Source organism: Acinetobacter sp. Gutcm_16, from assembly GCF_028649355.1.
Classification (GTDB): Bacteria; Pseudomonadota; Gammaproteobacteria; order Pseudomonadales; family Moraxellaceae; genus Acinetobacter; species Acinetobacter johnsonii.
Window position 1 is genome coordinate 119,167 of sequence record NZ_JAQSUV010000036.1, and the last position, 13,637, is coordinate 132,803.

The 13,637-nt window shown below is 42.5% G+C and carries 14 protein-coding genes; 7 read left to right on the forward strand and 7 right to left on the reverse strand.

The features are described 5' to 3' along the window. Window positions 1-351: 351 nt before the first annotated feature. A complete protein-coding gene (locus PTT44_RS14180; RefSeq protein WP_168158640.1) occupies window positions 352-921 on the forward strand; it encodes a LuxR C-terminal-related transcriptional regulator in 570 nt (189 codons plus the stop codon). 97 nt (window positions 922-1,018) lie between these two features. Here the strand turns inward: PTT44_RS14180 and PTT44_RS14185 are convergent, their stop codons facing one another. Next, window positions 1,019-1,390, reverse strand: a complete 372-nt coding sequence (locus tag PTT44_RS14185) for a hypothetical protein (RefSeq protein ID WP_168158641.1) — start codon at window positions 1,388-1,390, stop codon at window positions 1,019-1,021. Window positions 1,391-1,530: 140 nt separating this feature from the next. Continuing rightward, window positions 1,531-2,940 carry an FAD-binding oxidoreductase gene (locus tag PTT44_RS14190; protein ID WP_168158642.1) on the reverse strand — a complete coding sequence of 470 codons (1,410 nt, stop codon included), beginning with the start codon at window positions 2,938-2,940 and terminating at the stop codon, window positions 1,531-1,533. A gap of 364 nt (window positions 2,941-3,304) precedes the next feature. On the opposite strand from PTT44_RS14190, the gene serA reads away from it, so the two are divergent. From serA to PTT44_RS14205, 3 genes are all read left to right on the forward strand, one after another. Continuing rightward, window positions 3,305-4,537, forward strand: coding sequence for a phosphoglycerate dehydrogenase (serA, locus tag PTT44_RS14195; RefSeq protein WP_004691438.1), 1,233 nt, complete (start codon window positions 3,305-3,307; stop codon window positions 4,535-4,537). A gap of 138 nt (window positions 4,538-4,675) precedes the next feature. Then, window positions 4,676-5,551 carry an EamA family transporter gene (locus tag PTT44_RS14200; protein ID WP_168158643.1) on the forward strand — a complete coding sequence of 292 codons (876 nt, stop codon included), beginning with the start codon at window positions 4,676-4,678 and terminating at the stop codon, window positions 5,549-5,551. Window positions 5,552-5,729: 178 nt separating this feature from the next. Further along, window positions 5,730-6,602, forward strand: coding sequence for an EamA family transporter (locus tag PTT44_RS14205; protein WP_125273561.1), 873 nt, complete (start codon window positions 5,730-5,732; stop codon window positions 6,600-6,602). Between the two features lie 42 nt (window positions 6,603-6,644). Here PTT44_RS14205 and PTT44_RS14210 read toward each other — a convergent pair whose 3' ends face one another. The 3 genes from PTT44_RS14210 to truB form a co-directional block, all read right to left on the reverse strand. Next, window positions 6,645-7,103, reverse strand: a complete 459-nt coding sequence (locus PTT44_RS14210) for a hemerythrin domain-containing protein (RefSeq protein WP_168158644.1) — start codon at window positions 7,101-7,103, stop codon at window positions 6,645-6,647. A 158-nt stretch (window positions 7,104-7,261) separates the two neighbouring features. Next, entirely contained in the window at window positions 7,262-8,029 is a 768-nt protein-coding gene (locus tag PTT44_RS14215; protein WP_168158645.1) for a sulfite exporter TauE/SafE family protein, read from the reverse strand. A gap of 33 nt (window positions 8,030-8,062) precedes the next feature. Then, window positions 8,063-8,968, reverse strand: a complete 906-nt coding sequence (truB, locus tag PTT44_RS14220; RefSeq protein ID WP_168158646.1) for a tRNA pseudouridine(55) synthase TruB — start codon at window positions 8,966-8,968, stop codon at window positions 8,063-8,065. Window positions 8,969-9,123: 155 nt separating this feature from the next. On the opposite strand from truB, the gene PTT44_RS14225 reads away from it, so the two are divergent. The 3 genes from PTT44_RS14225 (at window position 9,124) to PTT44_RS14235 (ending at window position 12,320) form a co-directional block, all read left to right on the forward strand. Then, entirely contained in the window at window positions 9,124-10,155 is a 1,032-nt protein-coding gene (locus PTT44_RS14225) for a lipase secretion chaperone (RefSeq protein ID WP_168158647.1), read from the forward strand. Between the two features lie 54 nt (window positions 10,156-10,209). Beyond that, a complete protein-coding gene (locus tag PTT44_RS14230; RefSeq protein WP_130235350.1) occupies window positions 10,210-11,175 on the forward strand; it encodes an esterase/lipase family protein in 966 nt (321 codons plus the stop codon). 173 nt (window positions 11,176-11,348) lie between these two features. After that, window positions 11,349-12,320, forward strand: a complete 972-nt coding sequence (locus PTT44_RS14235) for an esterase/lipase family protein (RefSeq protein ID WP_168158649.1) — start codon at window positions 11,349-11,351, stop codon at window positions 12,318-12,320. Window positions 12,321-12,379: 59 nt separating this feature from the next. Here PTT44_RS14235 and rplS read toward each other — a convergent pair whose 3' ends face one another. Both rplS and trmD read right to left on the reverse strand, forming a co-directional pair. Further along, a complete protein-coding gene (gene rplS, locus PTT44_RS14240; RefSeq protein ID WP_004691454.1) occupies window positions 12,380-12,754 on the reverse strand; it encodes a 50S ribosomal protein L19 in 375 nt (124 codons plus the stop codon). A 140-nt stretch (window positions 12,755-12,894) separates the two neighbouring features. Then, the gene (gene trmD / locus PTT44_RS14245; protein ID WP_005401335.1) at window positions 12,895-13,635 is read right to left on the reverse strand and encodes a tRNA (guanosine(37)-N1)-methyltransferase TrmD; all 741 of its coding nucleotides are present in this window, start codon (window positions 13,633-13,635) and stop codon (window positions 12,895-12,897) included. Window positions 13,636-13,637: the final 2 nt, after the last annotated feature.

Consider the following 13,637-nt stretch of genomic DNA (forward strand, 5'->3'; position numbering starts at 1 on the left):
ATATTGGTTATGATTTCATGAGTTTTAAAGCTATGACCACTCATAACTTTAAGAAAAATATTATAAAAGTGAACTAAAATTCACTAATTTATTAATGTGGATTAATCTTGAAACAGAGTCAATCTACTTAATTACTTAAGTAGTTTTTATAAAATGTTTTTTATTTAAATTACATAAACTTAAAAATAAATTACTGCTTTTTAAGCGCTGATAAAGCACTTAGCCACCGCAATATTTGAATCAGAAATGCATTATTAAGAACAACAGAAAGAATAAAAAGGTCATTTTTTACAATTGCTAATTCAGCACAATTTACTATATTGCTTCATATACTAAGTATGGATACTTATTATGATTCACTATAATAAATTGGCTTTTGATTTTAGCCCTGCACCTATCGTGGTGCTCAGTAATCGGCATATGGTCGAAATGAATCACGCCTTCGCTCAGATGTTTGGTTATGAGCGTGAAGAGCTTCTTCATCACTCCATTATTAAAATTTTCCCCAGTATTGAAGACTATGAAAAAGTCGGAAATGATGCTTTGCAAAGCCTATTGCAAAAAAATAGCCTGCATTATTCGGATCAACGTTTTATGCAGCATAAAAGTGGAGAGATTTTCTGGACACATACCCATGGACGTACACTCACCCCTGAAGATCCTTTTCAATTGATGGTGTGGCATTTTGAACGTAAAGAACAACATCCGCTGACCAATAAACAGAAGTTAACCAAACGTGAGTCTGAGATTACGCAACTCATTGTAAATGGATTAACCTGCAAAGAAATTGCACGAAAACTTTCTTTGTCACATCGTACAGTCGAGGTTCATAAAGCCAATTTAATGAAGAAGCTAGGTGCTCATTCTAAAAGTGAGCTCAGCTCTAAAATTATTATTCAGAATCGACTGACGCATTTTTAAGACGTCATCTTTGTTTGAATGATTCAACATGACCATGATAAAAAGGCGTAAACCCAATACGCCTTTTTATCACCAACAAAACAAGGATCTACTTCAATCAAGAACACTTCGCTGTTTGGAAGTTCTTGGTATTTTTACCGCGCGCACATTGGTAAGAGGTTTTCGTCGCAGTTTTTTCCCAGTCGCCATCGACCAACTTAAAGTTATATACGGTACGCACCGACTTCACCGAATCATCTAACAACCCTGTTTCAGTCACTTTAACTTCTGCCGCAGTCGGAGACTCAACTGTATTAAAGTACTGACGGATTTCAACCGTAGCCAACTCATTACGCAAATCTGGACGCTCTTTAAGTACCTGAGCCAACGGCGTATCTGACGAACCGACTTTATTCACAAACTCTTTGGTCGTCGCACAACCTGACAATAATCCCACACATACGGCTGATGCTAAAATAAGACGCAACATAAATCCCACCCAAAATTCATTATTTATCAGTCCATCATGCCTTTTTTAGGCCTATTACACTATTTAGTAAATGTAATTCAGTCCCTTCAGCCATAAAAAAGCGCATCACAATGGATGCGCTTTTAAAACTCGATTCGAACTTAAAGGTCGAATAATTTACCTGGGTTCATAATTCCGTTTGGATCGAAAACTTGCTTCAATGCCTTCATATATTCAATCTCTTCCGCCGAACGCGTGTAGTCAAGGTATGGCTTTTTGGTCATACCAACACCGTGCTCAGCAGAAATTGAACCGTCGTATTTTTTCACAGTTTCGAAGACATATTTATTCACTACCTGACATTTGGCAAAGAATTCGTCTTTGCTTAATTCAGCCGGTTTTAAAATATTTAAGTGTAAATTACCGTCACCAATATGACCGAACCAGCAGATTTCAAAGTCTGGGTAGTTGCTTGCCACAATCGCATCAATTTCTTTAATAAATGCAGGCACATGCGTAATCAAAACTGAAATGTCATTTTTGTATGGTGTAAATGGCGCAATCGACTCAGAAATGTCTTCACGTAAACGCCATAAACTTTCCACTTGATCGAGGCTTTGGCTCAACACGCCATCCAGTACCCAGCCTTGTTCCATGCAGTGCTCAAAAATTTCCATCGCCTTATCCATAATTGGCTCAAATGGCGCTTCAAATTCTAACAATACATAGAATGGACATTCAGTTTCAAATGGACGTTGTACATGACCATGTGCCAACACTTTTTGCATTGCAAGTTCACCAAAGAACTCAAATGCAGTCAGGTCAATTTTTGCTTGGAAAGCATGCAGTACAGGCATCACAGCATCAAAGTCAGGTACGCCCAATACCATTACTTGAAGGTCCTGCGGTTGGCGTTCCAGCTTGATTTCAGCTTCAGTCACTAAGCCCAGTGTCCCTTCACCACCAATGAATAAATGTTGCAGTGCATAACCAGTCGCGTTTTTGATCATGCCTTTGTTCAAACGCAGCACATCACCCTTACCTGTGACTACAGTTAAACCGAGTACCCAGTTACGCGTCATGCCGTATTTAATCACTTTAATACCGCCTGCATTGGTGCCAATATTTCCACCAATTTGACTCGAACCCGCAGAAGCAAAATCAACTGGGTAATACATGCCTTGCTCTTCAGCATAGTTTTGCAACTGCTCAGTCACCACGCCTGCTTGGACGCGAACCATACGGTCTGCTGGGAAGAATTCCAAGATTTGGTTCATCTTGTCCATGCTCACCACAATTTCACCGTTGGCAGCGACTGCACCGGCAGATAAGCCAGTTCGACCACCTGATGGTGTAATCGCAACATTAAACTCATTTGCAAGTTTCACAACCGCTTGCACTTGTTCCGTGCTCGATGGAAAAACGATGACTGACGGGTTTGGATCAAAATGTTTGGTATGATCGCGTCCCCAATTTTCAAGGCTATCCGCATCGGTTTTAATGCGGTTTTCACCTACAATTGCTGTCAATTGGGTCAATAACTCTGGGGTTAAAGCGACTGGAGCATTCATCGTTTTCAGACCTTGCAAGAAGTAAACAAGTTGTTTGTGGCGCTAGGGTTCTCTGCATGAAAAGCGCTTCATTTCAGTCTTTCCATGCCCTAAGGCTCAGGCAGTTCGTGAGGATTTAAGCAGCAGTGTGCAACTGGCTTATTTTCACGGAGTCATATTATAAGGCATTTTTTCTGTTTCCCGCAGAAAAAGCTGTTTTATTCAGGATACCTTTGAAATGATTAGTTTAATTAGACCAAAAAGACTTTTTTACGCACCATAGAGGTTAAAAATACCCAGCAGAGTCTGCATAAAGGAAATGTATATCGGGCGCGGTACGTGCTATTATATCGCCACTAAATTTGGCCTTTGTAGCGGAGCCGTAATGAGCCAACATCTTTCACTTCCTAAAGATAAAATTCGTTTCTTGTTGTTAGAAGGCGTTCACCAAAACGCAATCGACACACTAAATGCTGCCGGATACACCAACATCGATTATCGTAAAACTGCGCTTGAAGGTGAAGCGTTGAAAGAAGCGATTAAAGATGCACATTTCATTGGTATTCGTTCCCGTACACAACTCACTGAAGAAGTGTTTGAAGCAGCGAATAAATTAATCGCTGTTGGTTGTTTCTGTATTGGTACCAACCAAGTGAACTTAAATGCTGCGATGGTTCGTGGTATTCCAGTATTTAACGCACCATACTCAAATACACGTTCAGTGGCTGAACTTGTACTTGCTGAAGCTATTCTTCTTCTTCGCCGTGTACCTGAAAAATCGACAGATACACATGCAGGCGGTTGGAACAAGTCAGCGGTTGGTTCGTTCGAAACTCGTGGCAAAACTTTAGGGATTGTCGGTTACGGTTCAATCGGTTCACAACTTTCTGTCCTTGCTGAAAGCTTGGGTATGAAAGTGATCTACTTCGACACAGTAACAAAACTACCATTAGGTAATGCACGTCAAGTCGGTAGTTTAAACGAACTTTTAGCCAATGCTGATGTTGTTTCTTTGCATGTACCTGATGTTCCGTCTACACGTAACTTCATGACCAAAGAAAAATTTGCACAAATGAAAGAAGGTGCCATCTTCATCAATGCTGCACGTGGTACATGTGTCGTGATTGAAGACTTAGCAGATGCCTTGAAATCAGGTCATGTTGCTGGTGCCGCGGTTGACGTGTTCCCGAAAGAACCAAAAGCCAATGGTGAAGAGTTCATTTCTCCACTACGTAACATTCCAAACGTGATCTTAACCCCTCACGTGGGTGGTTCGACCATGGAAGCGCAAGCGAACATTGGTTTAGAAGTGGCTGAGAAATTCGTTTCTTATTCAGATAAAGGCATGACTTTATCTGCGGTGAACTTCCCAGAAATCGCGTTACCGTTGACCGAAGGCAAACACCGTTTACTTCACATCCACAAAAACGTGCCAGGCGTGTTGTCAAAAATCAACAACTTGTTTGCTGAACACGGCATCAACATTTCTGGTCAGTCTTTAATGACCAAAGGTGATGTGGGTTACTTGGTGATGGATGTAGACGCAACAGCATCTCAAGAAGCTTTAGATACTCTACAAGACGTTGAAGGCACAATCCGCGTTCGCGTATTGTTCTAATTCGACTCTATTTAAAAACCACAGCTGCCAAGCTGTGGTTTTTTTATTTTTGAATACTTGTTAAAATTTTATGTGCCACCCAAGCACATTCTCCGCTACTTTTCGCAAGTATTCACTTCTCTATCTAGTATTCTAATAATGCCAAATCTAAAAAGTACTCCCCACCTCCAAGCGACCGTTTTATTGCTGATTGCAATGCTCAGCTTGCAAAGTAGTGGTTCACTGGCCAAAGTGCTGTTCGATCAATTTCCCATTTTAACCGTTTCCGCCATGCGCTTGCTGTTGGGATCAATCATTTTGGCCGTATTATTTAAAATTTGGCAGGTTGATTTTAAGCAAGTCAAATATAAAGCCATTCTCAGCTATGGTTTTGCTTTGGCAGGCATGAACCTATTGTTTTATTTATCCATTGCTCGCCTGCCACTCGGCATTGCAGTGTCGTTTGAGTTTATTGGCCCGCTCAGTGTTGCTCTGTTTTATGCCAAACAACGCTTTGACTTTGTTTGGGTCGGGCTGGCTATTTTAGGCTTGGTTTTACTGTTTCCTTTCGACCAAGCAGCTCAACCTTTAGACCCTCTTGGGATTGCATTTGCACTAGGTGCAGGTGCATGTTGGGCCTTGTATATCGTGGCGGGGCAGCGCCCATCGGGTGTTTCGGGCAATCATACCGTGTGCTTAGGTATGTTTGTCGGCATGCTGATATTAATGCCACTCGCCGTATTCAGTGGTTTACCCACAAATGTGTTTGAACCCTCAAACCTGATTTATTTCGTGGCTTTAGCAGTTTTGGCCAGCGCTTTGCCTTTTAGCTTGGAAATGATTGCGCTACGCAATTTAACCGCTCTAAGTTTTGGAACGCTCATGAGCCTTGAGCCTGCCATTGCAGCACTATCTGGTTTTGTATTTCTAGGCGAGCAACTATTGTGGTCACAGTGGCTTGCGCTCAGCGTGATTATCATGGCGTCTATTGGTTGTACCTATACAGCCCAGAAAAGCCGAAAAACTGTAGTTTAAACCATGTGATCAAACGTTTGAATTTAGCATTTAAATCCAAAGGCTCTATCGATTACTTTTAAATTCATGTCGTTGCATTTCAAAAAATCAGCTTATTCAGCATCCAACTTGGGTGCTGAATCGTTATACTAATCCACCTTCTTAAAATAACAGGTCGCCATGACCTGATGTGTACATGATGCCTAATTCTCAACTGATGGCAGTGATGTTCATGGTCTTGTCCATGCTGTCCTATCAAATCAGTGCTTCTTTTGCCAAGCAGTTGATTGCCATCCTTGACCCGCTGACCGTGGTGACCCTTAGACTGTGCTTTGCGGCAATTTTAATTGTGCTGATGTTCCGCTCATGGAGCATCATGAAACGCCTACCGCATTTAAAGTGGAAAGATTTACTCAGTTATACAGCAGCCTTATGCCTCATGAATATTTTGTTCTACGCTTCGCTGGGTAAACTGCCGCAAGGTATTGCCGTAGGTTTAGAGTTTTTAGGCCCTTTAACTTTAGCTCTACTCTCGATCAAACAACGTCGTGATTATATTTGGGTCGGATTAGCGATTTTAGGCATTGCACTGATGGTGCCGTGGCATCAAGCCAATGCAACCAACTTCTCCTTCTTAGGAGCCGCATTTGCGGTTTCAGCGGGTGCTTGCTGGGCGCTGTATATCTATTTTGGGCAAAAAGTCGTCCGTCAAAATATCGGCATGCATGCCCTCAGTATTGCTATTGTGATCTCAGCCTTGGTGCTTCTGCCGATTAGTGCCACGCATAATCCTACAGCGCTAATGCAAACGGAATACTGGCCCAAAGCCTTATTGATTGCACTACTCGCCACAACCATTCCCTATGCTCTAGACCTCATGGCTTTGAAACGTTTAAGTAAACTCAGCTATGGGACGCTTTCAAGTTTGTCGCCGGCTTTAGCAGCCTTGGCAGGTTGGTTACTACTGAAAGAACAAATTAGCATGTGGCAAACGCTGGCGCTAGTTTGCATTATGATTGCCTCCGTTGGTGTTACCTTTAGAGCCAAACCGCAAAGTGATGATGCGCTTTAAATCACAAAAGATGGCACTCGCCATCTTTTGTTTGAAATGGACTTAAACCAAACTGTCTTTTTCAATTTTTTTGTACTTTTTGTATTCCTGCTGATACTGCTTGGCGAGCGCAGTCTTTTGAGCATCGAGTAAGATTTTTCCTGCTTGCTGAAAAAAACCATGCTCCTCTTCTTGTAAGTGATGATGTACCGTTTCCGATAATTTTTTTGCAATTGCCAACCAGCCCGGATTTGAGAATTCCGTCTCGGTCAATTGTTCCAATAACTCATCCATTTTATGGTGTTCTGCCAAAGCATGGCGGGTAATGTTGAGGCCCGAATCAGTCATCATTAACGGGATATAAAAATAACGGTCTTCTGCCACAGCATGCGCAAATAATTCATTTTTAAGGCATTCAAATAGCTCACGGCGTTCAGGTGTATCCCCTGAAGTTTCGAGTAGCCGTTCAGCTAAATTTCGTTGTATAACGTGACTTTCTCTTAAGGCTTCAAATATATTCATTCTATGCTCCAGTTCCGTTCAACTTAAAACATCATTTTTTATTGAAAAGCTTATTGGCACAGCATTGAGTGCACTGTATTGATCTTAAATGCAATAAACGAGAAATGAGGTCACAGACTGCGCGTTTTTTGTAATGAAGTTTTAAAGGTATCGCACCATTACATCCAAAACATTTGATAGCTCAATCTTACAATTAGAATCGTCACCAAAATAAGAAATAAAATGCGGATAAAACCACTGCCATATTTCAGCGCCATTTTTACCCCACAAATAGACCCGATCATATTTGCAACGGCCATCGTGCCTCCCACAGCAAAAAGCACATGGCCCGAGGGAATGAAAAAGCTTAGCGCTGCAAGATTGGTCATCACATTGCCAATTTTAGCCAATGCCGCCGCATGCAAAAAATCAACGCGTAAATAGCGAATAAAATAGAAAATAAAGAAACTGCCCGTACCTGGGCCAAACAAACCATCATAAAAGCCAATGGCTAAACTTCCGATTCCCGCCAACAGCAAAATTTTAGGCGTCACACGCTGCGCCATATGCACTTGCCCAAATTGCTTCTTCATGAAGGTATATACCGCCATCACAATTAACATGACCAAGACAAAGGGTTGGAGGACTTCTTTTGGAATCATGGCGACACTGGCCGCGCCCCCAAATGAACTGATGGTGGCACACACTGCGACCACAGCCAAAAGTTTCCATTCAAAGCGCACTTTACGGGCAAAGGAAACGGCGGAAGTGGCTGTACCCACCACTGCCGCTAATTTGTTGGTGCCAAATAAAGTGGCAGGTGCCATCGACGGAAATGCATTCATCAAAGCGGGAATTTGGATCAGCCCACCACCACCGACGGCAGCGTCAATTGCACCTGCACAAAAGGCAAAAAAGATCAGACTGATAATAATGTCGATGTCCACGCCTTGTCCTTTTTACCGAGTGATATATTTCGATTATAGATTTAAAACCCGCTTTGGAACCAATCTTTTCTTATCAGTAATTTCAGCTAAGCCTAAGCATTTTTCCCCATCGAAAACCAAGACCTGTGCTTCGGCTGTATGCTCAATATTACTTTCCATACCGCGACTAAAGTATTCACTGCGTCCTTCTGGAACTTGTACTTTAGGAAAATGATCTACAGGTGCATATACAGGTAACAACAGTGCTTCGCGCTCTTGTTCAGACAAACTTTCCAAATACTCAATGGTATAACTTGGAATCAGATCAAAATGACCTGTTTTAATGCGGTGTAAATAAGTTAAATGACCATAAGTACCCAATGCCTTCGCAATATCTTCGCCTAAAACACGAATATATGTGCCTTTCGAGCAGGTAATATCAAGGGTGACACTGTCTGCTGTGAATGAAAGCAGCTCAATCGCAGAGATGGTAATTGGACGTGCTTCACGCTCAATCTCAATCCCTTTACGGGCTAACTCATATAAAGGACGACCATCTTTCTTCAAAGCGGAATACATTGGTGGCACTTGCTGAATATCACCCACAAACTGAGCCAAAACGGGCTGAATCAGCTCTTCGGTTAACTCAGGTACAGCCTGCTCTAACAGTTGCTCACCTTCTACATCACCTGTGGTGGTACTGTGACCCAGCTGAATGGTGGTTTGATAGCGCTTCACCGAGTCCAACAAAAAGTGCGAAAACTTGGTCGCTTCGCCCAAACAAATCGGCAGCAGTCCCGATGCCAATGGATCAAGCGCTCCTGTATGCCCCGCCTTTTGCGCACGGTATAACCAGCGCACTTTTTGCAATGCCGCATTTGAACTGATCCCCAATGGCTTATTCAATAAAAATACACCATTCACTGCACGGCGCTGGATTTTTGAAGCAGATGATTTCATAACATAGACACGTCTTAAAGCTGCCGCAATACTATCAACCGCTTGTCTAGTTTTACAACTTTTCTGTTGTTTATTTGCCCTTTTGTTTCAGAATAAATCGAGTTCAGTCATATGAACCCAATAAAAAAATACAATAGGGATGTTAGGCATAGGATATGCAAAAAAAGAAATTATGGCTCATTTTCGCCGTGATCGTTGTTGTCATTCTTGGTTTTCTCATTTGGCTCGCACCCAATGCAACTGTCGGCTCAAACCAAGGGCCGATTCGCTCTAGCGCTCAAAATACGACAGGCTTATTACCCACAGCGTCAGACTTGCCACATGCTTCAGGGTTGCCTTTTGCCAGTAACAGCCAACAGGACACCGAAGTCAACTGCCAACTGGTGCTCGACCAAAGTAATCGCTTAGTTGTTAATGAACAAACACGTAACTGTTTTGAATATTTTATCACCCAATATGGTGAAAAAAATATTGACCAGATCAAGCAAGATTTTAAAGCCTATATCCAGCAAGGTTATAAAGAACCTGCGCTTAAGCAAATTTTAGATCTTTGGACTCGTTATTTAGATTATCGTGTGCAATTGGGTAGTCTGAAGGAGCCAAGCCTAAATAAAGAAGATCCCGAGTACTATCGTAAAATTTTTACTTTGATGAAAAACCTACGTAGCCAGTTCTTTTCTGACTATGAAATCGAAGGTCTATTTGGCGCTGAAAATACCTACCATGAATATACCTTAGACCGCATGAGCATCATGGCAGATCAGTCCCTGACCGAAGTACAAAAAGCGCAGAAACTGAAAGAACTGTTTGCTCAACTGCCTGAAGATTGGAAAGAAAACCTAGAACAACTCTCCAAACTCGAAGATCTGCGTAAACTGACCTCAGATATTAAAGCGCGCGGCGGCTCTGCCGAAGAAATTCGCCAAATGCGCCAGAATCTTGTCGGTGCCGAAGCGACCGTACGCCTAGAAAAACTCGACCAAGATCGAAACAATTGGAAATCTCGGGTCAATACTTACTTAGAACAACGCGACAGCATTCTCAACAGCAACATGAGTCAAGACGTGCAGCAGCAAGCCATTCAAAAACTACGTGATCAACAGTTTAATAATTCACAAGAACAACTTCGACTAGGAGCCTTTGAAACCACGCATGACACGGGAGGAAAACTTCCGTTCGCAGATTAAAGCTATACCGTGTTTGACTTTTTCAGGATGAAAAAAATGTTTATAATGAAAAGAATGATACAAACAATGTCACTCGTAGGACTGATTACCAGCCTTGGACTCAGCGCAACCACAGCCACAGCTGGATTACAGACGGTGACTGCAAGCGTAAAAAGTAATTATGCTCAAACTAAATATCCATTGCTATTTACCCATGGCATGTTTGGGTTCAGCCGAGTGGGCGTTGCCGAACTTGGACTAGATTACTGGTATCAAATTTTACCCGACTTGGCTCGAAATGGTGCAACCACCTTTGCAGCACAAATTTCCCCACTTGAATCAACTGAAGTACGTGGTGAACAGTTACTACAACAAGTTGAAGAAGTCATCGCCCTGACTGGCAAGCCCAAAGTTAATTTGATTGGGCATAGCCATGGTGGACCAACCATCCGTTATGTAGAAGCAGTTAAACCGCAATATGTGGCCTCACTGACAGGCGTGGGAGCAACGTTTAGAGGTTCAAAAGTAGCTGATCAGCTTCTTGCCAATCAAGGCGGAACACAACTCCTCAGCCTAGCGGCAGATTATATTATTGGTCCTATGCTTGCCTATGGACAAAGCAACCCTGCATTAAAAAGCAATTTAACGGCATCGCTCACCTCAATTAGTGAGCAAGGTTCCCTTGTTTTTAATCAGAAATATCCAACATCAGCACTGGCTTCAGACTGTAACAAGAGCGGTGCAACATCCAGCAATGGCGTATATTACTATTCGTGGACAGGCACATCTCAAGTCACGAACATTCTCGATGTTGCAGATAGTGCGATCTCACTGTTAGGGCCTTTAGCCTATGGCCATTTAGACAATGATGGTTTGGTGGCACGCTGTAGTACACACTTCGGTAAAGTCATCCGTGATAACTATGACTGGAACCATTTAGATGAGGTCAACCAAGTTATGGGGCTACGTGGACTATTTAGCGCAGACCCTGTTGATGTTTATCGCCAACATGCCAATCGCTTAAAACTTCAAGGACTCTAGTTCTATTTTTCCCTTCGAATCTTTACCGTTTCGGAGGGATGCCTCCTAGAATTATCCAGTTACAAACTGTATTTAATTTAATCGGATTTCTCTACGCTCTTCCTCCCTCACCTTTATACTCATTTTTGACAACTTAAATTGTCGTCATAAAAAATAAAAAATGAGGATGATCAATGAAATATGGATTATTGATAGCTGGACTGCTGTCGACCTGCGCACTTGCTGCTACACAAACGCAAGCAGCCGCTTCACAAATTAAATCAAACTACGTTGCCTCTAATTATGCAAAGACCAAATACCCTTTGGTTTTTGCACATGGTATGGGTGGCTGGATTCGAGCAGGAACCGATGAACTCGGAGTGGATTATTGGTATCAAATCTTGCCAGATTTAGCCCGTAACGGTGCAAACGCATGGGCAACACGCGTTTCTCCATTCAACACATCTGAAGTGCGTGGTGAACAACTGCTGCAACAAGTTGATGAAATCTTAGCGATTACAGGAGCACCCAAAGTTAATTTGCTTGGTCATAGTCACGGCGGACATAGTATTGCCTATGTCTCAAATGTTATGCCCAATAAAATCGCGTCTGCAACAGCCATTTCTAGTCCTTTAAAAGGCTCTCCTGTAGCGGATCTGATTATTTCCGCGCAAGGTACGCCGCTAGAACAACCGCTGGTAGGCTTAATCAACTTTGGGTCCAAGGCTATTGTTTGGGCACAACAGCAAGATCCGAACTCACTTCCACATGATGCACTCGGTGCTGGTAAAAGTTTAAGTCAAGCTGGTTCTAAAGCTTTTGCACAAAGATATCCATTGGGTATGCCAAAAACAAGCTGTGGTGAAGGCTTAGCGAAAGAAAATGGAGTTTATTTTTACTCTTTCTCTGGCAACTCAACATTAACCAATATTCTTGATCCAGACTCATTATTGGGTGCGACAGGCTTACTCATGCAAGCGCCCAATGATAATGATGGCTTAGTCTCACGTTGTAGTGCCAAGTATGGCAAGACCGTGCGCGATAACTATAATTGGAACCATTTAGATGTGATTAACCAGTTCTTTGGTCTACGTTCTATTTTTGCTCCAGACCCTGTGGATGTTTATCGTCAACACGCCAACCGTTTGAAGCTTCAAGGACTTTAAAATTTAGGCATAAAAAATGCGCCATTGGGCGCATTTTTTTACTCGTATAAAACTTAAAATTAAGCTTTAACTTTACGAGCTGGCAACTTTTCACGAATACGTGCAGCTTTACCAGACAATTCACGTAGGTAGTAAAGTTTAGCACGACGAACGTCACCACGACGTTTCACTTCGATTTTAGCAACGATTGGAGAGTGAGTTTGGAAAACACGCTCAACACCAACACCGCTAGAAATTTTACGTACTGTGAACGCAGAGTTCAAGCCACGGTTTTTCTTCGCGATTACAACACCTTCAAATGCCTGAAGACGCTCACGGTCACCCTCTTTTACTTTAACCTGAACGATAACTGTATCGCCTGGTGCAAAAGCTGGGATGTCTTGTTTAAGCTGTGCATTTTCAACAGCTTGTACTAAAGGATGCTTACCGCTCATGGGGTATCTCCAATATGTGCGGGTCAGAAGAGGTCTGATATCCGCTGGGTATAGAGGCTAAATCGCATAGACCCGATTATCTTTCTCTTTATGCTTGACCACTTCAATGCACAAAGAGCCTATTAAAAGAATACTCTGAATTAAGTATTCAAATCTGTTAGCCATTTCTTTTGCTGCTTCGTCAACTCCACATTGTCCACCAACTCAGGTCGGCGTTGTTGTGTTCGTTGATAACGCTGCAAAAACCGCCATTTCTCAATATTGGCATGATGTCCCGACTTTAAGACTTCAGGGACATCCAAACCTTCAAAATGGTCTGGCTTGGTATATTGTGGGCAGTCCAAAAGACCATCCACAAATGAGTCTTGCACATGAGACTGTTCATCAGACATTGCACCCGGGAGTCTCCGAATAATACTGTCTAATAAAACCATCGCAGGAAGCTCACCACCCGATAAAACGTAATCCCCTATGGACCATTCCTGATCAACATACTTTTGGATCAAACGTTCATCAACCCCTTCATAACGACCACATAATACAATCAATCCATCATAGTCGACAAACTGTTGTACTGCAGGCTCATTTAAGGTTTTTCCTTGCGGTGACATATACACCACAGGAACATGAACTGCACCTGCTTGCATGGCAAGCTCTTTGGCATGTTGAATTGCTTTTGCCAGAGGCTCAGCCATCATCACCATACCTGGACCACCACCAAATGGACGTTCATCCACTCGTTTGTAGTTGCCCTCAGCATAATCACGAGGATTAATACAAGTTACTTGTACTAAATCACTTTTTGCTGCACGCCCGCTAATACCGTAGGCTGTAATCGCTTCAAACATTTCAGGAAAAAGCGTAATGACTGCAAAAAACATCG